The sequence below is a fragment of the Salinivibrio siamensis genome, from assembly GCF_001996005.1.
Lineage (GTDB): Bacteria > Pseudomonadota > Gammaproteobacteria > Enterobacterales > Vibrionaceae > Salinivibrio > Salinivibrio siamensis.
The window spans coordinates 76987-99883 of the sequence record NZ_MUFB01000002.1 but is presented as its reverse complement, the minus strand read 5'-3'; the positions used below and the strand labels follow the sequence as shown (position 1 = coordinate 99883).

Below are 22897 nucleotides of genomic sequence, written 5' to 3'. Positions count from 1 at the left end.
AAAATCTATATCATTAGCTTTAAGTAGCCACAAAAATTGGTCAGTTATGTTAAAGCTTTCTACGCATATTTTCTCAAGGACTCTAGAATAATCTCACAAGATTCTTTTAACTAGTACCCGTGTAGCTAAAGACTATAGACATTAACAGACCAATAACGCTTTGAGAGGAAAAATGGAAGATAGCAAGGCAATAACTCAGCCGTTTAGAGCAAACGCTCATTTGCTTAAGCTACTAGGTGATGAGCTAATCGGGGATGACCGCTTAGCCGTCTTTGAGCTCGTGAAGAATGCATACGATGCTAATGCTACAAAAGTAGACGTTACACTTAACTTAGAGGACGAAAATCCACATATTATTATTTGGGACCACAATGGTTTTGGAATGACTAAAAATGACATCCTTAATAAGTGGATGGAAGTAGGGACCAATAGCAAAAGAAGTCAGAATAAGATACGAACAAAAAAACTAAACCGGCTACCTTTAGGAGAAAAAGGCGTAGGACGTCTTGCGGTTCACAAACTAGGTAACCAACTTACTATCAACACTAAAGCTGAAAACTCTCCTGAGTATAAGATATCGATTAATTGGCCCATTTTAATCAAAGAAGCAGAGTACATTGAAGACACGCGTGTCTCGATTATTCCTCTTGATGAACCAGAATTCTTTCCTAACGAGACAGGAACTAGAATAGAGATTGGTTCTTTAAACAATACAAACTGGACCAGGGGAGACTTGAGGCGCCTAAAAAGACTACTAACCAGTCTTATATCTCCATTCAAAACTGTATCTGATTTTACCGTCAGTTTAAATGTTCCGGGGAGAGAGAAGGATATAGCTGACTTACTTGAAGCCCAAGACATTGTTGAAAAAGCTCTATGGACATATGATTTCATTATTGACGAAAATGGTAAGTTTTCTTCTACCTACACATTTAATCCACCTCAAACTTTTAAAGAGCTAGCTTCATCGCACATAGAGACAAAGGATGATACCCTTGAGCTTCTACAACCGAGCAAAGAAGAAGAGCTGGCTCGAAATAAAAACGTACGTGAATCCTTATTATTGAAACCAGAAGACCTCAAAGAAATAGGTCCGATATCTGGAACACTTTATATTTTTATGAAATCGTCTGCAGTACTTAGTGCAGTTGGCTCTCCTCAGCTTATAAAAGAATATTTAAGAGAGCAATCAGGTATTCGTGTATACAGGGATGGTATACGGGTTTTTAATTACGGAGAAACTAATGACGATTGGTTAGGTTTAAACGCAGGACGAATCAACATGCCTGGTCAGAAGATTGATACAGGCATGGTGATAGGAGGGATTGACTTAAACCTTGAAGATAGTGAAGGCCTCAAAGAGAAAACTAACCGAGAAGGCTTCGATGAGAATGACACATATAAGCGTTATCGATGGATCGTAGCCAGCATCATTGAGGACTTTCATTTAAAGCATCGAAAAGACAGAGAGAGTGTCGATAATTATATTAAAGGTGATGTAAAAGATGCCTCACCGGCAACAACTCGTTTTTCTCAAAGTATCGAAGACATCAAGAAATCAATAAAGAAACATAATCTTGAAGAAGAAATGGGTGGCAAGGTTGCGCAAATAGAATCAGACTACCTTCAAATGCGCGAAGTCACCTTAAGCTCTGGCATAGCGGGAATTAACTTAGCAGTAATATTCCATGAGGTCGAAAGAGGAGTGGACGACCTAAACACCTCTATTCGCCAATCTGATGATTACGAAACTCTTCTCAAAAGAGCAGAACATCTTTCTGAACTACTCGAAGGCTTTGCTCCATTGCTTCGCCGTAATGAGCAGAAAACATTTGACATAAAAGCTCTCACTCAAAAAATCGTAAAATTAAACGAGCATCGTTTTGAGCATCATAAGATTGTTTTCTCATGTCCAATAAACAGTGATGAATCAGAGTCTTTTAAAGTTACAGCACCATTCGGTCTACTCCAGGCAACACTCACGAACCTCATTGACAATTCAATCCACTGGACAGGCCTCAAGGCAGAGAAAGAAGGAAATAATTATAAACCAGCCATCCGTATAGATAGTTTAATTGATTGGTTTAAAGAAGGTCCAGCACTTGTAATTATGGATAATGGCCCGGGGTTTAGCTTGACACCAGAAGAAGCAATTCAACCTTTTAAAACTTCTCGGCCCGGAGGGATGGGAGTTGGCCTTTACTATTCAGACAAAGTAATGGAGTCAATCGGAGGCAGACTCCAAATATGTCATCCAAAAGATTTGGATCTTCCTGACGTATATCAGGGAGCTGCCGTTGTAATTGTATTTTGTCAGGAGAAAAAATGATAATATTTCCCAGCATTGTCCTTATAGATGATAAAAAAGAGGACTTGGACTCTATTCAAGATAGCCTTGTAAGAGCGGGATATCCTTGCTTTCCTATTCACTACAAAAAAGATGAACCAAGTAATTTGTCTGGCGTTGACCATATTAATTTTGATAAGGTTCACCCCCGGGTAATAATTACTGATCTTAACCTCCAAGAACTACAAGTTAACGCCAAAAGTTTAGTAGGACCAATAGCTGATATCTTGAGAAAGATCACTATTGATGGCCCTTATTTACTTTTCTTCTGGTCTAAAAACACAGGAACGGTTAAGGAGGTTATGGACCTCATTGAGGAGAGATATGCTGATATTCCATACCCCATTCACTGGGGAGTATTGGATAAAGCACAATTTAATACTCCCAGATCAAACCTCAAAGATGAGGTAGTAGGTATTTTATCAAGCAATCCTATATTTGAGTCCTTGTTTGGATGGGAAAACAGGGTCTCATCTGCGGCACAATTGACCACTGACTCATTATTTAGACTTGCTCGCTCTCGAGAAAATAATATAGAAAAATTTCAACATCAGACAACAGAAAACCTCAAAACCATGCTAGGTATAATCGGCAATGAAACTCTAGGGTTTAAAAATGCTAGAGAAGAGCCAGACGTAGCAATCGAGTTGGGTTTGGAGCCAGTGCTTCATAACCATATACGTTCTAATCACAATAAAGCTGAGCACTCTAGTTGGGTCAATGCATCTAAAGGAATTGGTCAGAAGCCAGATAATGAATCCTACCAAGATATAAAGGCTTATCTAAACACGTTCTATCACATTGATGAGCTATCAAATGGCTCTTTAAAGAATAAGCGTGGCACTTGGATTGAGTTTAATAAAACTTACCTAGATGAAAATGAACTTAAGGTTGAAAGTAATCTAGGAAGGAATATTAAGACAGTTATGAATGAAGAGTTTCTAAATTGTAGAAAGGGGACGAAAAAAGAAAGAAGTGTTGTTCGCGAAGCAACTCAACTAGGATTTATTGAACTATCAGCGGAGTGTGATCAGGCACAACGTAAAACTAAGTTAAATCGCTACTTCTTGTCAGCAATGATCCCAAAAGAGCATGAGAAGTTTACCTTTTTTGGAGATCAAAGTGGTCGCGACACTGCTCATGCAGGTATATATAGACTTCCTAACGTTATAATTAAAAATGAAGAGTATATCGTAAAAGTAAGCTTCATGTATCAACTGGGAGCAAGGCCAGACGTTAACAAGTGGTTAGGAACTCCTATATTTAAGCTGAAAGACCAGATTTTATCAGACATCAGCTTTAGGGCATCACAGCATGCTGCGCGACCGGGTATTATTCGTTTCGATTGAATAGATCCAAAACAACGTTTCCGATTTGCTGTGCCAAATATGGTGGCACAGCATTTCCTACCTGTACATATTGCTGCGTTCGATTCCCTTCAAACTTGTAGTTATCTGGGAAAGTCTGTAACCGCGCGGCTTCACGCACGGTTAAGCTACGGCATTGTTTAGGATCATAGTGAATAAAATAGTGACCATCTTTTGACATGTGGCTCGTTACCGTTGTGGAGCACTTATTAGCTGCTTGAGTACGGAACCTATCTTCGTGCGCGCCAGTTTTCCAGTTACCATGAGCAGGGGCTAACTGATCTGGAAAGCTCTTAGATTTTGGTGAAGAGCCACCACTGAGACAGGTATATGCAGAGCTATATGCATAGCGCAACAAGTCACTCTCCATATGGGCGCGGGTCTCATGATTTAGAACACATTTGGGTTTATTATCTGTATACCAATCCCTTAGGTGCCTTGGGACCTTTGGATCCACACCAGCAATATCCTTACTGCTTCGTGATAAACCTTTTCTCGGCTTTAAATCTAGCTCTTCTGCATTAGAGAAGGATTTACTAAGGAGCCGCTTGGCTGTTTTGGCATGCCTTTCAACGATCCTCTCCCAAGCCTTGTTGTCATCTTTTTGCTTAGATAACCCACTTCTTAATTTTGGCAAGTCAGAAATTGCCTGCTCAACGGTAACGTGTTCACTACTAGGCAACAAAGTGTCAGGATATTTATCAATGTCTTCTCGCACGCCCAGTAAAATTACTCGATGTCTCGCCTGAGGCACACCATAGTCCTCTGCCTTAATAAGAAAATCGCTCGTCTTATCATAGTCTGGGTTGGCAGGATCATTAGCAGGCTTAACTAGGGAGTAAACGTTATATTTCGCTCCATGTATGGCCGTCACTTGCTCAGGGTTACGTAAGTCTTCAAGCATCTGGGGGAATATTGGTTTATCTTTAACCTTGGCAGAAAGGATCCCCCTAACATTTTCCATGACGAATACATCCGGCTGGGCTATTGATAGCACTTTCAAGTACTCTTTGTACAAAAAGTTTCTCTTATCAGTCTCAGCGTTATAGTCTTTTATTCCCGCATTTCTTGAGCGCCCGACCAACGAGTATGCTTGACAAGGCGGCCCCCCAATAACGATTTTGGGCCTATTACCATGAGCATTGACTAACTTTTTAATTCTTTCGTGAATAAACTCGTTATCGTCACCCAGTGCTCTTGGTTTGTATAGTGTCTCAGTTCGAGCGGCTTCTGCTTCTTCAGGGTACTGATCAAACAGCTCTTCGCGCGTTATTTGACCACATAGGTAATCATGATAACTCTGTAAACCCTGTTTATTCTCTTTAAGTTTCCGATATAGTGCGCGCGTTGTTAGCGTCAAATGAGCCGACGACTCTTTTTCCACCGAGAGACCGATTTTAAAAGGACGATATCCATTTTCGTCTGTAACAGAAGAGATCCCCTCGCCAAGCCCTCCAGGGCCAGCAAACAGGTCAATTACAAGAATTTCATCGGCTCTCATGATGTAACACTACTACAAGTAAAAATGCCCGAGAATAATACTAGGCCACTCGATATAAACAACCGCTTTATACTCCCTTTTCTGCCACGCTTCATCTCAAATACTTTCCCCGTGTTCGATGCGGTAGCCAAGATCGATGTGGCTCGGCCAGGTGTCGGCGCCGCGGAGTCGGGCGATAAGCTCAGTGGCGGCGACGCGGCCGATTTCTTCTCGAGGGGTGATCACTGTCGCCAGTTTGGGGAGCATGGCTTGGCTGATGTCGTGGCCGTGAAAACCGGCAATCGCCATGTGTTCCGGCACCTTGATCCCGCGTCGTTGGCACTCATATAAAGCGCCAATCGCCAAGTCATCGTTGGTGCAAACAATGCCATCCACCTCGGGATGTAATTCAAGGATCTGGCCGAGTAACTTGGCTCCTAAGGTAAATGACGAGGCGTCTTCAGTTTGCAGGCTGATCGGCGTTTGCTGGGTTTGAGCAATCGCTTGATGATAGCCCTCAAGCTTTAACCGCGTGCGCTCATCCATACGGGCAGCAAAATACGCAATACATCGGCGCCCTTTTTCAATCAGGGCGTTGGTCATATCGCGCGAGGCTTTGGTGTTGTCAAAACCAACCGCTTGCTCGAGGCGTGGCGACACGCTGTCCATGATTTCAATCACCGGAATCGAGGCGGTTTGCAGCATTTTACGCGCTCTATCGGTATGGACATTTTCGGACAAAATGATCGCATCGACGTTATACGAGAGCAAAGACTCAATGCTCTGCTCCTCAAGCGCGGCGCTGTAGCTGTAGTGGGCAATCATGGTTTGATAGCCCTCTGGTGAAGTGACGGATTCAATCCCGCGGATCACTTCGGCAAAAACTTGGTTGGTCAGGGAAGGCACCAGTACGCCAATTGCATGGGATTTTGCATTGGAGAGAATATCGGGGGCGCGGTTGGGAATGTAACCCAGCTCCTCTACCGCCAATTGGATTTTTTCACGGGCGGCGTTCGAGACCATCGCCGGGTCGCGTAAACAGCGGCTTACTGTCATTTTGGTGACGCCGACTCGATCGGCAATGTCTTGTAATGTCGGTCGCTTTTTCTTATTCGCCATCTGGGTCTTTCATTGATGCAGTCTTGTTTTGGCTCCATCATACCCACTCTTTGGTCCTTTTTGTTGTTACGTGTAACAAAAAGGCGCGCCCATCACAGCGCGCGTTGGCTTATCGTGTTTGTTGTCGCTTTGGCTGCTCACTCCAAGTCAAATGGTACTGGCGTGACCCATCATCATCGACACGTGCATAACCATGGGCGCCAAAATAGTCGCGCTGAGCCTGAAGCAAGTTAGCGGGTAACACCTCGCTATGAAGAGCATCAAAATAGCTCAATGACGCCGCCATCGCGGGAATAGGCACCGCCGCTTGCGCGGCACTGGCAACGGTCGCACGCCAGCCGGGAGCTTGGCGGCTCACCGCCTCGGCAAAGGGCGCGACGAGAAGCAGGTTAGCGACATCTGGCGTCTGTTGATACGCGCTGGCAATCTCGCTTAAACATTGTGCGCGGATAATGCACCCTGCGCGCCAGATCTTGGCAATTTGCGCAAAGTCTAGTGTCCAGCCTTGTTGCTGCGCGGTGGTGTTGATCAGATCAAATCCTTGGGCATACACCGATAATTTGGCGCAATACAGGGCGTCGTGTAGGTTTTCAAGCTGCGTATCAATATCATCATACGCAACAGACGCTGAGTTGGTACGGGTTTTCGCTGCCGCCACTCGCACCGCTTTTAAGCCACTTTGGGCGCGTGCAAACACCGCCTGGGCAATGGTCGGGGCCGCGACACCAGTTTGCAGCGCATTCACTGCCGTCCACATGCCTGTTCCCTTTTGGCCGGCTTTATCCAGCACCACCTCGACGAACGGCTTACCTGTGATAGGGTCTGGGGTTTGTAAGATCTCGGCGCTGATTGCCATCAAGTAGCTATTGAGCGGCCCTTGGTTCCAACGAGCAAAACATTGGCCAATTTCTACCGCCGACAGTCCTAGTGCTTGCGACATAAAATGATACGCTTCCGCAATTAACTGCATGTCCGCATATTCAATGCCGTTATGTACCATCTTGACATAATGACCCACACCCGCCCCGCCTAAATAAGCGGCACACGGCTCCCCCTGCTCAAACTGGCCCACAGGCTGACCGGCGTGATCCACTTTTGCCGCAATCGCCAACCACATGGGTTTAACCTGCGCCCACGCTGACGCATCGCCACTGGCCATCAGCGAGGGGCCGGTACGCGCGCCCACTTCCCCACCGGAGATGGCGGTGTTAAAAAAGCGCAACTGCCCTTGGTAGTCGCGGGCGCGCCGCTCACTATCTGTCCACAGGCTGTTGCCGGTATCGATAACAATATCGTCAGGTGCCAGGCCCGCCGCCAACAACTCATCGATCACCCGATCAACAACTTCGCCGGCGGGCACCGACAAGGCGATAACACGCGGCGTTTGCAAACTGGCCAGCAGCTGAGATAGCGAATCGACCACCGTTAGCTGGCCTTTTCCCGAGACCTGATTGAGGGGCAGCGCGGCCTCGCGCGCCGCTTGCCGGTGATGCGGATCAATATCAAAGCCTGCGACGTTAAAGCCATGATCGACAAGGTTTAAAGCCAGGCTTTTCCCCATCACACCTAATCCAACCAGACTTATCTGTGATGGCATCATGACTCCACCTCCTTTATTTGTTGCAACGCGTGCGCGACCACGGTGTCGACGGGGTAAGAGATATCGACAAACAAGGCCTCTTCGGCGCTGGGCTCAACCAAGGCGTCAAATTGGCTACGCAGCATGGCTTCACCATGAAAATAGTGGTTAGCCCGTTTTTGTAGCCGTGACCAAATCGTGGCGTAATCCCCTTGCAGGTAGACAATCACTAACTCTGGGTTGTTTTGTCGCAGAACGTCACGGTACTCCGGTTTTAATGCTGAGCAGGCAATCACCGCCGCTTCGTTGTCGGTGTACAGACGGTTCAAGGTGCGCAACCAGCCACTACGGTCAGCATCAGTCAGTGGGATCCCTTGCCGCATTTTTTCTACATTGTCAGCGGGATGATAATCGTCACCGTCATAAAAAGGCAGGTCGAGTGCACGGGCAATTTCACTGCCAATCAGGCTTTTGCCGCACCCTGAAACCCCCATGATTAATAGTTTTTTTACTTTCATTACACACCACAACCCTTAGCCAGGCCACACGCCAGCGATAACACCTTGAGAACTCGATATTGCTGTTTTAATACCATGATCATTGCCACCACATTGCCAACTCAGGGAAGATAATCACCAATGACAGCACGAACACTTGCAGAGCGATAAAAGGCAGGAGTGAGGTAAAAATCTCACCAAGACTAATGTCTTTCGGGGCGACCGATTTAAGGTAAAAGGCAGCGGGTCCAAATGGTGGCGAAAGGAACGACACCTGCATGTTGAGGCAGAACACCACCCCGAACCAAATGGGGTCAAAACCAAGCCCGGTGATGATGGGCACAAAGATCGGCATGGTTAACAGCGCCACCCCGACCCAGTCTAGAAACATCCCTAAGACGAGTAAGATCACCATCATGATAAGCAAGGTACCTATCGCACTGCCGCCACTTAGGCTCAGGATCACTTGTTCAACAAAATCAATCCCGCCCATCAGGTTATAGATTCCCACCAGGGCGCTGGCACCAATGCCAATCCACATGATCATCCCGCAAGTGCGCATGGTGGCAATCGCGCTCTCTTTGAGCATCGAAAGGTTCATCTCACCACGGACAATCGCAGACAGCATGATCCCCACCACGCCAAGCGCCGAGGCTTCAGTGACCGACGCCACCCCGGTGTAAATACTGCCAAGTACCACCGCTACCGAGAAAAGCGGGAAAAATAGCGCCTTAAAATAGCTCACTTGCGGCTCCTCTTCTTCGCCGCTGTCGCTTGGGATCGGTGCCAGAGATGGGTTTAACTTACAGCGAACCAACACATAAGCGATGTAACAGGCGGCAACAATAAAGGCGGGGAGAAAGGATGCCTTGAACAAATCGCCAATCGATACACTGGCGGTCATGCCGTAAATAATCAGTACGATACTGGGCGGCAGCATGGTCCCGAGCGCGCCCCCGGCACAGGTGGTCCCGATCGCCAGTTTGCGATCATAACCAAGGCGGAGCATTTGCGGTAACGCCAAGATCCCCAATAACACGGTTTCACCGCCAATCACGCCAGACATAGAAGCCAGCAACACCGCGACTAAAATGGTTTGTACCGCGACCCCGCCTCTCACCTTGCGCCCTAGGGACTTCATGGCATCGAAAAGATCTTTGGCAATGCCTGAACGGTCAAGCAGTGCTGCCATCAACACGAACATCGGCACGGCTAAAAAGACGTAACCAGAGGCAAAACTGTAGGTACGGCTGGCAATTAATGGCATCGCCTCGGGGCCAAACCAAAAGAGGGTAAAAAAGATCGCCACAAACCCAGACACAAACGCCAATTGCATCCCAGTGAGCAGCAGTCCAATCAGCATCACCAGCATGAGCAGGCTTCCCCATGCCAGTCCAATCGAAGATAAATCAAACATCGTCTTTGTTCCTCAGTCCCATCAGTTCTTGGATGAGATGCAATACAAACTGGATCACGAGAATACACAGCGCGATAAAAATCAGCCCTTTAAGCAGCGCCGGATAGGGCGCATTAAGCACAGATCCCGAGGTCTCAAGCCGTAATTCGCCCCAAGGTGCAAACCAGGCTTCCTTGGCAAGCGAGTAGGATGAATAAGCCAGCATACTGGCAAACGCGAGCCCCACGAGGTGATGAACCAGGTTGAGGTATTTTCGCGTTTGTGACGACACCGCGTCGTAAACCAGGACGACACGCACATGGCGATTGGCCGCGAAGGCATAAATCCCACCGAGAATGAACAAAGAGCCGCCGATAAATGAGGCCGTTTCATGCACCCAGGTGGTGGGCGAATCAAACAGGTAGCGCATCACCACTTCATAAAAAGAGATAAAGACGGTGGCGATAAACAACCAACTTAATAGGTGGCTCACCTTAATGATCGCTCTATCGAGTACGTTTCTTGGGTGCTCGTCGGGCTCGGGCGGGGTATGAGGTGTTTGTTCAGTCATAAAATAGGTCCACAATCAGGAGGGCGATGCCCTCCTATCACTGACAAGACAAGGATGAATGCTTACAACAAGCCATTGGTTTCTAAGAACTCGGTCACTGAGTCATACACTTTTTGTGCATTCGGTGAGCGCTCGGCAAACACTTTCCATTGGGTTTTGGCAATTTCACGAAACTTCTTGCGCTCTTCGTCAGACCAATCGTGGATCGTGATCTCTGGGTTGGCTTTGGCCTCTTTCACAGCTGCCATATCTGCCATTTTCAGTTGGGTGGTCATGTCGTAAGAAAAGTCACGAACAGAGGTTTTCAAAATGGTCTGCAAGTCTTCCGGCATCTTGTCCCATTTTTTCTGCGCAATAGAGATATCAATCAGTGGCAGCGAGTGGAAGCCTGGTTGCACTGGGTGCGGTGCAATATCATTCATGCCCGCTTTTTGGTTGGTGGAAAACACGGTGTAATCGGCCGCATCAATCACCCCTTTACTCAGACCGGTAAAGACTTCCGAGCCCGGCAAGTTAACCGGTGTGGCGCCAGCAGCGGCAAACACTTGCTGCACCAAGCCTTCCGGGGCACGCAATTTGAGCCCTTTCAGATCAGCCACGCCATCAATCGGTTTTTTGGAAATAAACGACTCAACGCCTGTGGTCGATGCGCCTACAAACTGCACGCCGTACGGAGCGTAAAGCTCAGTCATCAGCTCATTCCCGCCACCGTAATTCATGTATTGCAGCAGCTGGGTGGTATCGGACCAGGCACCGACCATATTACCAATCAAGCCAAAGGCCGGATCTTTGCCCGAAAAGTAGCCCGTGGCGGTGACATGGCCGTCCAGGATCCCCATTTTTATCGCCCCAAGGGTCTCGGTGTGTTTCACCACAGAGCCGACAGGCAATAAATCGATATTGATTTGGCCATCAGACATGGTCTCAACACGATCCGCCCAGCGCTGCTGAACCTTAAAGTTGAGATCACCTGAGGGATCAGAGGATTGGATTTTCAGATTAAAATCCGCCGCCATCGCTGACACAGAGAACAAGCCAGAGATAGAGGCAGCGAGCAGGGTTTTCGTTATTGCTTTCATAGTAGGATGTCCTTGTTTTATTTCCACTTATTCCAAAGTCCTGGAATGCGATTGGTCGAAACACTGGATGTAATAGTTATGTTACCAACGTTCTACGTCGTAAAGTTACCGGTAACACTGATACATGAACAGAGATCGCACTCACAGTTATTGATTAATTTGTCACAAGGATAAAGCAAAGAGGAAGAAGTGTGAGGCACACCACATTGGCGGTTGTCGTGCTAGCGTCCTCGGTAAAAAGCGTAAGCATGAGCCGATGCCACCCTGAAACAGAGTGGGAAACGGTGCTAGCGGGTGGTTTCAGGCTTTTTTTCGCCCACCGACTCGTGCTGAATGTCCGCGTCAGCGGCCGGCTGCTCAGCACGGCGTTTGTGTTTGCGGTATTTGGGATGGGTGATCGGGATCGCGGAGAGTAGCGTTTGCGTGTACTCGTGCTGCGGCTGATGGTAGACGGTTTCGGTCGGACCCTCTTCCACCACATGACCAAAGTACATCACCGCCACCTTATCGGAGATATGACGAACCACCGATAAGTCGTGGGAGATAAAAATCATCGCCAAGTTCATCTCTTGCTGGAGCTTCAACAGCAAGTTAAGAATCTGTGCCTGCACCGACACATCCAAGGCAGAGACGGATTCGTCACAAATAAGCAGCTTCGGTTTAAGGGCAATTGCCCGTGCAATACCAATCCGCTGGCGCTGACCGCCCGAGAATTCATGCGGATAACGGTTAACCGCATCGTGGGGCAAGCCGACTTTATCTAATAGCTCAAGTACCCACTGGCGACGCTCTTTCACGGTGCCAATATTGTGAATAATAAAGGGCTCTTCTAAGATCCCGCCGATGGTATGGCGCTGGTTGAGCGACTCGAGCGGGTCTTGAAAGACAATCTGCATGTCTTTACGCAGTGGCCGCATCTGACGTGGCGATAAATGCGTGATGTCTTTGCCTTCAAAGAAAATGTTCCCTTCGGTCGGCTCAAACAGCTTAAGCATGGTACGGCCAAGGGTGCTTTTGCCACACCCCGACTCACCCACCAACCCGAGCGTTTCGCCTTGGGATACCGAGAGCGATACGCCATCGACGGCTTTAATGGTATAGCCTTGACGAAGCAGGCCCTTGCCCGAGACAAAATACTGCTTCAGGTTTTCTACTCTGAGGACTTCCTTGCTCATCGCGTTCTCCTGCAACTACGTGGATGATGGCGCGGCATCAAACTCTTCCAACGGCCGAATATCAATCATCTGTTTGGGCTGATGGTGACGCCCCGGCATTAATCCCAACAACCGCTTGGTATACGGATGGGCTGGATGATCAAAGAGTGTGAAAATATCTGCCCGTTCGCGAATTTGGCCGTCGTACATCACCGCCACATCGTCACACACCTCGGCGACCACCCCCAGATCGTGAGTGATAAAAATCACCGCCATGCCGGTTTCTTCTTGTAGCTCGTTGATCAAGTCCAAAATCGAGGCCTGCACCGTTACATCTAGGGCGGTGGTTGGCTCATCACAAATTAAGATATCGGGCTTGCAGGCCAGTGCCATCGCGATCATTACCCGCTGACGCATCCCGCCGGATAGGTTATGCGGATACTCGTTCAGTCGCTTTTCTGGCATCGGGATTTTCACCTTAGCCAGCATGTCGAGCGCACACGCCGCGCGGGCTTTTTTGTCGAGCTCTGGACGGTGTAGCGTCAAGACTTCATTGATTTGCCGGCCAATGGTGTGCACAGGGTTCAGCGCCGTCATCGGGTCTTGGAAGATAATCGAGATCCGATTGCCGCGCATCGCATAGCGCTCTTTGGCGGGCAAGGTCACCAAGTCGGTCCCGCGGTACAAGATTTTACCGCCCGTCACCCGCCCGTAAGGCTTAGGCAGTAAGCCCATGATCGACATCGCTGTAACACTTTTGCCGCTGCCCGACTCGCCCACTAAGCCGAGCGTACGCCCGGCTTTCACCTCAAAGCTTACCCCGTGAAGTACCTCACGGGGGCCATCGTCAGTGGTAAAATTAACGGTCAAATCCTTAACCGAAAGAATGACATCCTGGGTCATAACCGCCTCTACAGCTTGTATCTGTCATCAATGATGGTCACCGGCTCAAAGGCTTTGTCCTCGTCCATGGCCTCTTCGGTGGCGTCTTTCATCTCTTCATCAATCCAGAAGGTGCCAAAGCCCATCACGCGGCCGCTGGTCACCATCTTCTCGGTGCGCTTGGTCATCGCGTTATCTGGGATTTGCACATAACGCCAAAAACCTTGACGCACATAGGGCACCATGTACCCGGGCACAATCACACTAGCTTCTGAGATCTTAGCGCGGATCTGGTGCGACAGCTGGTATTTCTTCGCCATGTCGAATTCGGTCTTGTACGCCATGATCAGCTTATCCAGCGCCGGGGAGCTGTAATTGGTGTGGTTATTGGTTTGCTTTTTATTGGCGTTATCCGAGTGGAAGTACTCCCAATAGGCCGGGGTTTCTGAGGTGCCCATATTGAGAAACGCCAACTGATGCTTTTTCTCCAGTATGTATTTAAACGCCGATGAGCCATCAACCAGGTGAATGGTAAAATCCAACCCCGCTTTCTTCGCTTGTTCTTTTAAGTAAGCAATACGTGGGGTGTGGTGCTGATACCCATAAGTAATCGCAAAGCTTAAACGCTCACCTTTGTCATTAACACGAATACCGTCGGGCCCCACTTGGTCAAAGCCGGCTTTTTCGAAATAGCTGATCGCTTTTTCAGGGTCAAACGGTGGTGGCGTCGCACCATCGTTGTCGTACTCACCATGACCATGTCCCATTGCATGCGGCTTGCGTGAGTAATCACCGCGGGTAATGTTTTCAATCATGCCATCAAAGTCGGTGGCATAGATGATGCCTTTGCGCACATTGATGTCATCCAGCAGCGGCATGGCGGTATTCATCCATAAACCACCCGCGCCAACCGGCACCTCGTTGTGGCCCCAGAATTTGGTGATATAGCCTTTTTTATAAGGTTCAGATTGGGTTTTGTCGTGCCACACATCCGGTAATAGCAAGTCGAACACATCCAAGTTGCCTTTTTCAAAGTGCTTCATGGCGATGTCGTTATCCCGGATCACACGCAGGCGAATTTTGTCGACGTTATAGCGGTGCTGATAATAGGGGTTGGTGTAGCCCCACCAGTCATCGACATGCTCAAAGGTGACGCTGCGGCCTTTTTGCACCCGCGCTAATTCGTACGGACCCAGGGTGGGCGTCGCTTTGAAGTTATAACGGCGCACAAAGTCGTCGGCAATGCCGTCTTGGTTTTCATCTTTACGCGGATTGGCGTAAAAATGCGCGGGACGTGGGACCAAACTACCCAAGGTATACATCAGATCTTCGTCACTTTTCTCTATCGCGGTCGAGATCGCAATGGTGTGTTGGTCAATTTTCTCTACCCCACCAATGGTGTTGGTGTAGTAGTCGTTGTACCAAGGGGCAACAATGTCTTTCGAGCGGTAGAACTGCATCATAAAGACAAAATCATCAGCGGTGACGGGCTCACCATCCGACCAGGTCGCCTCTGGGTTCAGTTTAAAGTAGATGGTTTTATGGTCGTCGCCATAGGCCCACTCGTTGGCCAAATCCGGGATCCATTCCAGCGTGTCAGGGTGGCGCTTTACCAATGAGGGCATTTCATCGAGAAAATAGCTGCGCAGGCCTGAGTTGGAGTCTGGGCCAACCGTGCGCAGCGTCTGGGGAAAGGAGCTTAAGTGTGAGCGCAGAACGCCGCCGCGCTTGGCGTCGGGAGAGCCGATTTTAGGCGCATCCCAGTTGGTTTGCCAATTGAGGTTTTCAGGCAAATCCGCCGCCCAGCCAGTCAGGCTAAACATTGAGATTGAGGTCGCAAGGATCAGTTTTTTCATCGTGATTTCCTTATCGTGATTCAAACATTGCACATTGTGTTTAACGTTAGTCGTAACGGGTGAATTTTTTCGGGTCGAAAGCAGCGCGAACCGCTTCACCAATGAAGGTCACCATCACCAATACCACCACCAGTGAGGTCACCACGGACGCAACAATCCATGGCGCGTCCAAATTTGATTTGCCTTGCTGCAACAGCTCGCCCCAACTTGGCGTCGGCGGCATCAGTCCTAGGCCGAGATAATCCAGCGCCGTTAGCGCGGTAATATTGAGTGCGATGGTAAAGGGCGCCAAGGTCACAATCATCACCATGGTATTGGGCAAAATGTGACGGAATAAGATCCGGCTGGTCGAGGCACCGAGTGCACGCGCGGCCATCACATAATCACGCGCTGACTCTTTATAGGTCATGGTGCGCATATACCAGGTAATCGCCATCCAGCCAAACAACACGTTAATCCCCACAAACAGAGCAAACGTGGGCTGGAGAATCGAGACCAAAATCATGATCACGTACAAAAACGGCACCATCGACCAGATTTCGATAAAGCGTTGGAAGAAGAGGTCAAACTTGCCGCCCCAAAAGCCCATCGCACAGCCGACAGCCGTGCCAATCGCATAGGAAGCGGCCATGGTGAGCAACGCAAAGCCCATGGCAATACGAAAGCCGTACACCAAGCGGGCGAGGATGTCGCGACCAATCTCATCAGTGCCAAGGTAATGCTGATGCTCAGCGCTGGGCGCTGTCGGCGGGAAGTCACCGCTAAAGTCTTGCTCAAGCGGGTTCCACGGCACTAGGGGCATCACCACATAATTGTCACCGCCTTGCGCGGCAAAGGCTTTGGCGAGCTGACGATAGTTGGCCTCACTGGTTCCTACCTGCCCAAAATCGCTCGCCAAGTACACATCACTCAGTACGGGGAAATAATACTCGCCGTCGTATTTGACCATTAACGCTTTACTGTTGATAAAAAGCTCGGCAAACAGCGACAACACCAGCATGGTGGTCAAGATGATAAACGACCAGTAACCACGTTTAATTTGCTTAAAGCTGCGGATTTTCTTTTGAGTTAAAGGGCTAAACGTCAACATATCAAGATCCAAACTTCACGCGAGGGTCAACCAAGGCAACACAGATATCAGAGATAATGTTGCCGGCCAGCAGTAAAAGCGCATTGATGGCGACAATGCCCATTACCACCGGATAATCGCGCTCCATAATCGACTCATAGCCAAGTAAGCCAATGCCGTTGATGTTGAAAATCACTTCAATCAAAAACGCACCAGTCATAAAGAACAATAAGGAGTTGCCAAAATGGCTGGCTATCGGAATTAAGCTGTTGCGCAGCGCGTGTTTGCGTACTGCCGAGCGGAACGGTAACCCTTTGGCGATAGCAGTACGGATATAGTCCGCCGACAAGTTTTCCATCAGGTTGTTTTTCATCGTCATGGTCAGAGTGGCAAAGTCACCAATCAGATAACAAATCAGCGGCAGCACCGCATGCCACATCACATCTTTGGCGCGCTCCCAAAAACTGGTGGCATCGTAGTAAGCGTCCCCCACAAAGCCCCCCATCGGAAACCATTCGAGGTGATAGCTAAATAAGGTGATCAGCAATACCCCCACCACATAGCCGGGTAAGGCAAAACCAATAAAGATCAGCACAGAGGAGGACGAATCAAACACCGAGCCGTGTTTGAGGGCTTTGTAATAACCAAGCGGAAGAGAAATGAAATAACTGATGAAGAAGGTCATCCCGCCATAAAACAAAGAGACGGGCAGACGCTCGGCAATCATGTCGGTGACCGGCTCGTAGTAGCGGGTCGACTCGCCCAAGTCCAAGTTGGCCAGTTTGCCCAGCCAATCAACATAGGCTTCTAGCACGGGTTTATCGAGGCCGTAAAATGCCTTGAGTTCGGCAATCTGATCGTCTGATAACGCTGAGCTATCGCCAGCACGCTGCAAGCTCGAGCCACCATCGGCTTGAGCCTGCATTTGCGTCATCATCCGTTCGACCGGTCCACCTGGTACTAGGCGGGTAATACCGAAAATCAAAATGGTAATGCCGAGAAACGTCGGGATCACCAACAGTAACCGGCGTAAAAAGTACGACAGCATAGTCCACTACTCCCTGTCCACTGTCTGATATTTTTGCAGAGCACTGCGCCTGCCGTTGCATTCTCTTGGCCATCCTAAGCACTGAAAGCAACAATACGTATTACACACTTATATAAAGTGGTCTATATTTATCTTGAATTTTGGTCACGATCAACGATAACACGCTGTCAAAAGTCATTTTTTTGCGACAAAACAATGACGTTATTCCGGCACTAATTACTGTGTTGTGCTAGCTTGCTTATCGCTAAAAGCAATAAATATTTCAATCAATAGTTAAAAAGGTTTGGTTTAAAATGCAATAAAAATGACATTTCATCGAAACCTTGTATCTTCTCGTGATTGCACGCACCGAAAACCCACCACAGTGCCTGCCTTGATAAACAGACAACCATCCTCCCGCTCCATCCTCAATCTCATATTCATTCATCAGGATCAGTGCAACAGTGATAGTGACTTGTTTCACTATAAACCAGAGCTACCAGTATGAATCACTAACCCCAATGATTGTGTGCAGTCGCCCCCTGAACGTCCATCGCATCGCTAGGGTCTGGCTCTCTGACACTGAATAACCGTATTTATTAGGGGTTGGTAATTTTTAGCAATCCTCTACAATTGGTTGAGTGATGCCGAGCCTCTTCCTGCTCGGCTTTTTTTCATCCAATTAAGCAAAGAGTGCCTGATGGAGTCTGCTTCTCGCGCAAAGCGCTTGTTCTCGACCACCCTACCCATGCTGTTTGGCGTACTGTCACTGATGAGTTTTCAGCTCGTTGACAGTGCTTTCATTGGTCAGCTGGGCGTGTTTCCCCTCGCCGCGCAAGGCTTCACCTTGCCGATTCAGATGATCATTATCGGCATTCAAGTCGGACTCGGGATTGCGACCACGGCGGTGATCTCGCGCGCGCTCGGTGCCGATCAGTGCCGTTACGCCAAACAACTCGGCGGTTTAATTTTATTTATCGGCACCACAGGGGTCGCCTTGTTCGCCGGTTTACTCTATGCATTACGCCACCCCATCTTGCAGCTGCTGGATGCACCGGATAATGTGTTTCCGGTAATTGATAGCTATTGGCAAATTTGGTTAGTCAGTGCCTGGACAGGCGCGGTACTCTACTTCTTTTATAGCCTAGCACGCGCCAACGGAAACACCATGTTGCCCGGCTCCATGATGGTGGTGACCAGCTTATTAAACCTCGCGCTCGATCCGGTGTTTATCTTTTGGCTCGATTGGGGCATTAATGGCGCGGCCGTCGCCACCTTAATTGCGTTTGGCTCAGGCATCGCCATTGTCGCGCCCCGCGTGTTTGGTAAAGGTTGGGTTTCGTTTGACTGGCAAGACTTAGACATCAAACACAGTGTGGGTTCGATTGGGCATATTATGGGGCCGGCGATGATAAGCCAACTGCTGCCGCCGGTGTCATCTATGCTGGCGACCAAGCTGCTCGCCAGCTTTGGTTCAGCGGCAGTGGCTGCCTGGGCGCTGGGTTCACGCTTTGAGTTTTTCGCCATTGTCTCGGTGCTGGCGCTGACCATGTCAATGCCCCCCATGGTGGGTCGTTTGCTGGGTAAAGGCGATTTGACCGAAGTGCGGCATCTGGTCAAGTTAGCCTGTCAGTTTATTCTCGGCTTTCAATTGCTGATAGCACTGGTCACCTGGCTTGCCGCCGCCCCCTTGGCGGACTTGATGACCAGCGATCAACAAGTCACCGATATCTTGTACACCCACCTCACGCTAGTGCCATTTAGTCTTGGCGCTCTGGGGGTGTGTATGTTGATGGTGTCGATTACCAATGCATTAGGTCGCTCATACACCGCCCTAACCATTTCTGCGCTCCGCCTATTTGCGTTTTTCCTGCCCTGCCTCTGGCTAGGCGCACAAATTGGCGAGCTGTTTGGCCTGTTTGCCGGTGCCTTAATCGGTAACCTACTCGCAGGCGCCGTGGCTTATGCCATGTACCGACGTACGCTAGCCAAACTGATGGCGAGCGAATAGAGAGCCAAAACGTCAACCTTGGGGCATCGGCTCAGTTCGCACACAGACACGCCGTCAATCCTTCCCTGGAGGCTCCGCCGCGCCATCCATGGCGCGGAGGGTCTGCTTAGCGAACTAAGCCGATCATCAAACCCTCCAGCGTTCGCCCCCAACTAAAAAGCCCACCAAATATAAGGCGGGCTCAAAGGATAAAAACGGTTAACGCGCGGGGTTAATAACCCAGTTGCGTTAAGGTCGCTTCAATGTCTTTACCGTCACTGTCGGTTAAGGCTTTAACCGCCACGTTAGGACGGTTGGTAAAGAAGCCATCCACGCCACGCTCACGGTAACGAATCAAATCTTCGCGATCGTCCAAGGTGTACATGTGCATCAATAAGCCTTTTTCATGGCTCATGTCCACCATCCAGGTCTTCGCCAGGTCCATATAGCTAAATTGGCTTGACCAGGCATCATCGAAGTTGGCTTGCGTGCCCGACGGGCCTACACCGATGGCACCGTGCTCCTTGGCATAATCCAACCACTCTGCGTAGTCGGCTTTCGAGGCCACTTCTTGGCGCGCATAGTACTGAGCGTAGGACTCATCATCCGCTTTCGGCGCGCTGTCTTTGGTCGGAATGTAGCCATCGCCTGCCCATAGCAGCAAGATTTTTGGCACGTTTGGCATCACATCTTGCAATGCTTCAAGGCTCGATTTATTAAAAGTCTGCAGGATCACTTTGCCTTTGGCGTCGTCATCTAACCAACCATGCTCGGTCAAGTCTTGCTTCAAATCCTGCTCAATCCCTGGGAAGAACTCCGGCACCTTGGTTTCGATATAAAGTCCTGGCTGATGGGCACAGTCTTCAGCGATTTCACGTACCTGATCCAGCGTCACTAGCTTCAAGCCGCGGAAGCTCTCACGCGCACGCTCTGGGTATGACTGATTAAACCAGCTGCCCGCATCCAGCTTTTCCAGCTCTGCCCAAGTAAAGGTATTGACCGGGTCGTCGGCACGCTCAGGATAAACTGTCTCAATATTAGTGTTGCGCTTAAGGTTGTCGTCATGCACCGCAATCAGTTTGCCGTCTTGAGTGCGTTGCAGATCAAGCTCGAGATAATCGGCCCCCACTTCACACGCAAGTTGGTAGGCCGGCAAGGTTGATTCTGGTGCATTGTAAGAATCACCACGGTGGGCAATCACAGCGTGATCGGCAATCCCAAGTTGTTCGCTGAGCGCACTGTCACTGGCTTGGGCAAAAGAAGGATAAGATAAGGCACTGGCCACACTCAGGGCAGTGGCCGTCACGCTCAAGGTCGCTTTTAATGATGTGTTCAACGGAAACTCCTTAATGTCGTTGAAATTGGCGAGATAATTAAACGCTTGTTCAATTATCGAGACAGCATAGCAAAACCCTGATTTAAAGAGAAAAAATAAAAACGCCCACAACTACGTGGGCGTTAGTCGGGCTAGGAAGCTAGCGGCCAGAGTGACTCAACCGCCTGCAGGGGGCGTTGGTCGGGATTGGATAAATAGTGGGGGCGCGGTGACAACCCACTAAAGGGCGTCACCGGTTTATTCTCCACACTGTTATAGACAAACATTAAAATTGAGCGTGGGTCGTTGGCGATATTATCGGGTGAACCATGCATCAAGTTACAATCATGGAACACCAAGGTACCGGCTTGTCCCGTTACCGAGGCAATGCCATTGTCTTCTAACAATGCCTCCATGGTCTCTGGCTTGGGCACACCCAGCATTTGTTTTTTCAGCGATTGCTGATAGTTTTTTTCGCCGGTGTTGCCTTCACAAGACGCATAGTGATGGTGTGAGCCGGGGATCACATACAAAGGCCCATTGTGCTCGGTGTTGTCAGTTAGCATTAACCATACGGTCACGGCTCGCATCCGTGGCATTCCATCCTCAACGTGCCAAGTCTCGAAGTCAGAATGCCAAGGAAACGACTTGCCTTTAAACGCAGGCTTAATATTGACGCGCGATTGCATCAAATATGCGTCCGAGCCCAAAATTTGCCGCACTTTATTGAGAATGCGCGGATCGCGTGAGAAGCGATCAATCAAATCACTGTAGGCAAAAGGTTTGAAAATGGTGCGCAGCTCGTCACTATCCGGCTCGGTGTATAGCTCTTCATAGCCGGCCATATCATCGCGTAAACGGGTTATTTCACGTTTAAGCGGTGCCACCATTTCCGGCATGTAATTATCCATCACCAGAAAGCCTTGGCGCTCGAACGTATCCAGCTCGTGCGAGCTTAAGCTATGCGGTACCTCTGGCTGCACACTGCCGTACACAACAGGGTCTAGACGTGGGGAAAGCGTTTCTTGTCCATTGACGCGTGAGGGATACAAATCGGGAGTACCTTCCATTATTGACACCTCCTTCATGTCGTTCGTTTTTTGGTGATATCTTCTCGCTGTTTAAGGCCCTAAAGGGCGTGAATTGAACACAACACAGGTGTGGGCGGCCAATCTAAAATCAACCCCCAGACGCGTGCGATGCATCTTCTCGGATAACTGCGAGCTACCCTATCAGCTCAGCATCGAACAGTGAACCTTTGTCACCACAACGTCATTATGCCTCGTGAGCGATCCAGCGGTTCGCTTTCACACCGATCCCGTTCAAATCCTCATTGGTTCGTGCTACCCTGCGCGCCTCCCACGGGGAACAACTATCTATTCGTCGATCGACGCCTGTACGTGTACGCTATACTGCGGATGGGCATCAGCCAGTGAAAGTGATCAATCCATGAGCCAAGGTACGCTTTACATTGTTTCCGCCCCAAGTGGTGCGGGTAAATCCAGTCTGATTTCAGCGTTGCTGAATGATAATCCTCGCTATGACATGAAAGTGTCAGTCTCTCACACAACGCGCGCCATGCGTCCGGGTGAAGAAAATGGCGTACACTATCATTTCGTCTCGGTGGAAGAATTTCAGTCACTGATTGCACAGGAAGCGTTCTTAGAGTACGCGCAAGTGTTTGGCAATTATTACGGCACCTCGCGCGTATGGATTGAAAAAATGCTTAATAATGGTGTCGATATTTTTCTCGATATCGATTGGCAAGGCGCTGAGCAAATTCGTCAGCAAATGCCGAACAGCAAGAGTATTTTCATTTTGCCACCAAGCCGTGAAGAGTTAGAAAGACGCCTCACGACACGTGGCCAAGACAGTGAGGAAGTGATTGCGCAACGCATGCAGGAAGCACGCTCCGAGATCTCTCACTATGCTGATTATGATTACCTGATTATTAATGATGACTTTGATGTCGCATTGATGGATATTAAGGCCATCATCCGTGCCGAGCGGATGGCACAAGCCAAACAAGCCAGCAAGTATCATGCAATGATCGACGAACTGTTGGCTGACTAACCACCACATTGAGACGTGGCCATTGCCCCAGCCAACGCTGGCAATAGGTCGCGGCCTTTTGTATACTTTTCGGTCATTTTGAATGACCTATTGATG

The 22897-nt window shown here is 49.1% G+C and carries 18 protein-coding genes; 4 read left to right on the top strand and 14 right to left on the bottom strand.

Going from position 1 to position 22897, the window contains the following annotated elements:
* Nucleotides 1-172 precede the first annotated feature (172 nt).
* Together BZG73_RS01805 and BZG73_RS01800 are read left to right on the top strand one after the other, a co-directional pair.
* Nucleotides 173-2329: an ATP-binding protein gene (locus tag BZG73_RS01805; protein ID WP_077667420.1), complete on the top strand. Its 2157-nt coding sequence runs from the start codon at nucleotides 173-175 to the stop codon at nucleotides 2327-2329.
* A complete protein-coding gene (locus BZG73_RS01800; protein WP_077667419.1) occupies nucleotides 2326-3696 on the top strand; it encodes a hypothetical protein in 1371 nt (456 codons plus the stop codon). The genes BZG73_RS01805 and BZG73_RS01800 overlap by 4 nt, the downstream gene beginning before the upstream one ends.
* Here the strand turns inward: BZG73_RS01800 and BZG73_RS01795 are convergent.
* The 12 genes from BZG73_RS01795 to BZG73_RS01740 form a co-directional block, all read right to left on the bottom strand.
* On the bottom strand, nucleotides 3680-5215 hold the full coding sequence (locus tag BZG73_RS01795) for a DNA cytosine methyltransferase (protein WP_077667418.1): 1536 nt from the start codon (nucleotides 5213-5215) through the stop codon (nucleotides 3680-3682). The two genes, BZG73_RS01800 and BZG73_RS01795, sit on opposite strands and share 17 nt — an antisense overlap.
* A 96-nt stretch (nucleotides 5216-5311) precedes the next feature.
* Nucleotides 5312-6313 carry a gluconate operon transcriptional repressor GntR gene (gntR, locus tag BZG73_RS01790; protein WP_077667417.1) on the bottom strand — a complete coding sequence of 334 codons (1002 nt, stop codon included), beginning with the start codon at nucleotides 6311-6313 and terminating at the stop codon, nucleotides 5312-5314.
* A gap of 109 nt (nucleotides 6314-6422) precedes the next feature.
* Nucleotides 6423-7913 carry an NADP-dependent phosphogluconate dehydrogenase gene (gndA, locus tag BZG73_RS01785; protein WP_077667416.1) on the bottom strand — a complete coding sequence of 497 codons (1491 nt, stop codon included), beginning with the start codon at nucleotides 7911-7913 and terminating at the stop codon, nucleotides 6423-6425.
* Nucleotides 7910-8410, bottom strand: a complete 501-nt coding sequence (locus BZG73_RS01780) for a gluconokinase (protein ID WP_077606752.1) — start codon at nucleotides 8408-8410, stop codon at nucleotides 7910-7912. The genes gndA and BZG73_RS01780 overlap by 4 nt, the downstream gene beginning before the upstream one ends.
* Before the next feature lie 79 nt (nucleotides 8411-8489).
* Nucleotides 8490-9806, bottom strand: coding sequence for a TRAP transporter large permease (locus BZG73_RS01775; RefSeq protein ID WP_077667415.1), 1317 nt, complete (start codon nucleotides 9804-9806; stop codon nucleotides 8490-8492).
* Nucleotides 9799-10356, bottom strand: coding sequence for a TRAP transporter small permease subunit (locus BZG73_RS01770; RefSeq protein ID WP_077667414.1), 558 nt, complete (start codon nucleotides 10354-10356; stop codon nucleotides 9799-9801). Before BZG73_RS01770 ends, BZG73_RS01775 begins: the two co-directional genes overlap by 8 nt.
* 62 nt (nucleotides 10357-10418) lie before the next feature.
* Nucleotides 10419-11435, bottom strand: a complete 1017-nt coding sequence (locus tag BZG73_RS01765; RefSeq protein WP_046074670.1) for a TRAP transporter substrate-binding protein — start codon at nucleotides 11433-11435, stop codon at nucleotides 10419-10421.
* 287 nt (nucleotides 11436-11722) lie between these two features.
* Nucleotides 11723-12610 carry an ABC transporter ATP-binding protein gene (locus BZG73_RS01760; RefSeq protein WP_077667413.1) on the bottom strand — a complete coding sequence of 296 codons (888 nt, stop codon included), beginning with the start codon at nucleotides 12608-12610 and terminating at the stop codon, nucleotides 11723-11725.
* Nucleotides 12611-12625: 15 nt separating this feature from the next.
* Nucleotides 12626-13492 carry an ABC transporter ATP-binding protein gene (locus BZG73_RS01755; RefSeq protein ID WP_077667412.1) on the bottom strand — a complete coding sequence of 289 codons (867 nt, stop codon included), beginning with the start codon at nucleotides 13490-13492 and terminating at the stop codon, nucleotides 12626-12628.
* Between the two features lie 8 nt (nucleotides 13493-13500).
* Nucleotides 13501-15327: an extracellular solute-binding protein gene (locus BZG73_RS01750; protein ID WP_077667411.1), complete on the bottom strand. Its 1827-nt coding sequence runs from the start codon at nucleotides 15325-15327 to the stop codon at nucleotides 13501-13503.
* A gap of 46 nt (nucleotides 15328-15373) precedes the next feature.
* Nucleotides 15374-16417 (bottom strand): ABC transporter permease, encoded by a 1044-nt coding sequence (locus BZG73_RS01745; protein WP_046074668.1) that lies wholly within the window; start codon nucleotides 16415-16417, stop codon nucleotides 15374-15376.
* A gap of 1 nt (nucleotide 16418) precedes the next feature.
* Nucleotides 16419-17444, bottom strand: a complete 1026-nt coding sequence (locus BZG73_RS01740) for an ABC transporter permease subunit (protein WP_046074667.1) — start codon at nucleotides 17442-17444, stop codon at nucleotides 16419-16421.
* Nucleotides 17445-18123: 679 nt separating this feature from the next.
* Between BZG73_RS01740 and BZG73_RS01735 the strand changes: the two genes are divergently transcribed.
* On the top strand, nucleotides 18124-19434 hold the full coding sequence (locus BZG73_RS01735) for an MATE family efflux transporter (protein WP_077667410.1): 1311 nt from the start codon (nucleotides 18124-18126) through the stop codon (nucleotides 19432-19434).
* A 211-nt stretch (nucleotides 19435-19645) separates the two neighbouring features.
* Here BZG73_RS01735 and BZG73_RS01730 read toward each other — a convergent pair whose 3' ends face one another.
* Nucleotides 19646-20749 (bottom strand): glycerophosphodiester phosphodiesterase, encoded by a 1104-nt coding sequence (locus BZG73_RS01730; protein WP_235606003.1) that lies wholly within the window; start codon nucleotides 20747-20749, stop codon nucleotides 19646-19648.
* A 131-nt stretch (nucleotides 20750-20880) separates the two neighbouring features.
* The gene (locus tag BZG73_RS01725) at nucleotides 20881-21798 is read right to left on the bottom strand and encodes a phytanoyl-CoA dioxygenase family protein (RefSeq protein WP_077578191.1); all 918 of its coding nucleotides are present in this window, start codon (nucleotides 21796-21798) and stop codon (nucleotides 20881-20883) included.
* A 379-nt stretch (nucleotides 21799-22177) separates the two neighbouring features.
* Here BZG73_RS01725 and gmk point away from each other — a divergent pair, with 379 nt between their 5' ends.
* Nucleotides 22178-22801 (top strand): guanylate kinase, encoded by a 624-nt coding sequence (gmk, locus tag BZG73_RS01720; protein ID WP_077666396.1) that lies wholly within the window; start codon nucleotides 22178-22180, stop codon nucleotides 22799-22801.
* The last annotated feature ends 96 nt before the right edge of the window (nucleotides 22802-22897 follow it).

Bases quoted from the DNA above. Each gene is read 5' to 3' on its own strand.
- BZG73_RS01755 (WP_077667412.1), bottom strand. From the start codon at position 13,492: ATGACCCAGGATGTCATTCTTTCGGTTAAGGATTTGACCGTTAATTTT.
- BZG73_RS01795 (WP_077667418.1), bottom strand. From the start codon at position 5,215: ATGAGAGCCGATGAAATTCTTGTAATTGACCTGTTTGCTGGCCCTGGA.
- BZG73_RS01780 (WP_077606752.1), bottom strand. From the start codon at position 8,410: ATGAAAGTAAAAAAACTATTAATCATGGGGGTTTCAGGGTGCGGCAAA.
- gntR (WP_077667417.1), bottom strand. From the start codon at position 6,313: ATGGCGAATAAGAAAAAGCGACCGACATTACAAGACATTGCCGATCGA.
- BZG73_RS01765 (WP_046074670.1), bottom strand. From the start codon at position 11,435: ATGAAAGCAATAACGAAAACCCTGCTCGCTGCCTCTATCTCTGGCTTG.
- BZG73_RS01725 (WP_077578191.1), bottom strand. From the start codon at position 21,798: ATGGAAGGTACTCCCGATTTGTATCCCTCACGCGTCAATGGACAAGAA.
- BZG73_RS01770 (WP_077667414.1), bottom strand. From the start codon at position 10,356: ATGACTGAACAAACACCTCATACCCCGCCCGAGCCCGACGAGCACCCA.
- gndA (WP_077667416.1), bottom strand. From the start codon at position 7,913: ATGATGCCATCACAGATAAGTCTGGTTGGATTAGGTGTGATGGGGAAA.
- BZG73_RS01750 (WP_077667411.1), bottom strand. From the start codon at position 15,327: ATGAAAAAACTGATCCTTGCGACCTCAATCTCAATGTTTAGCCTGACT.
- BZG73_RS01740 (WP_046074667.1), bottom strand. From the start codon at position 17,444: ATGCTGTCGTACTTTTTACGCCGGTTACTGTTGGTGATCCCGACGTTT.
- BZG73_RS01805 (WP_077667420.1), top strand. From the start codon at position 173: ATGGAAGATAGCAAGGCAATAACTCAGCCGTTTAGAGCAAACGCTCAT.
- BZG73_RS01735 (WP_077667410.1), top strand. From the start codon at position 18,124: ATGGAGTCTGCTTCTCGCGCAAAGCGCTTGTTCTCGACCACCCTACCC.
- BZG73_RS01800 (WP_077667419.1), top strand. From the start codon at position 2,326: ATGATAATATTTCCCAGCATTGTCCTTATAGATGATAAAAAAGAGGAC.
- BZG73_RS01745 (WP_046074668.1), bottom strand. From the start codon at position 16,417: ATGTTGACGTTTAGCCCTTTAACTCAAAAGAAAATCCGCAGCTTTAAG.
- BZG73_RS01775 (WP_077667415.1), bottom strand. From the start codon at position 9,806: ATGTTTGATTTATCTTCGATTGGACTGGCATGGGGAAGCCTGCTCATG.
- BZG73_RS01760 (WP_077667413.1), bottom strand. From the start codon at position 12,610: ATGAGCAAGGAAGTCCTCAGAGTAGAAAACCTGAAGCAGTATTTTGTC.
- gmk (WP_077666396.1), top strand. From the start codon at position 22,178: ATGAGCCAAGGTACGCTTTACATTGTTTCCGCCCCAAGTGGTGCGGGT.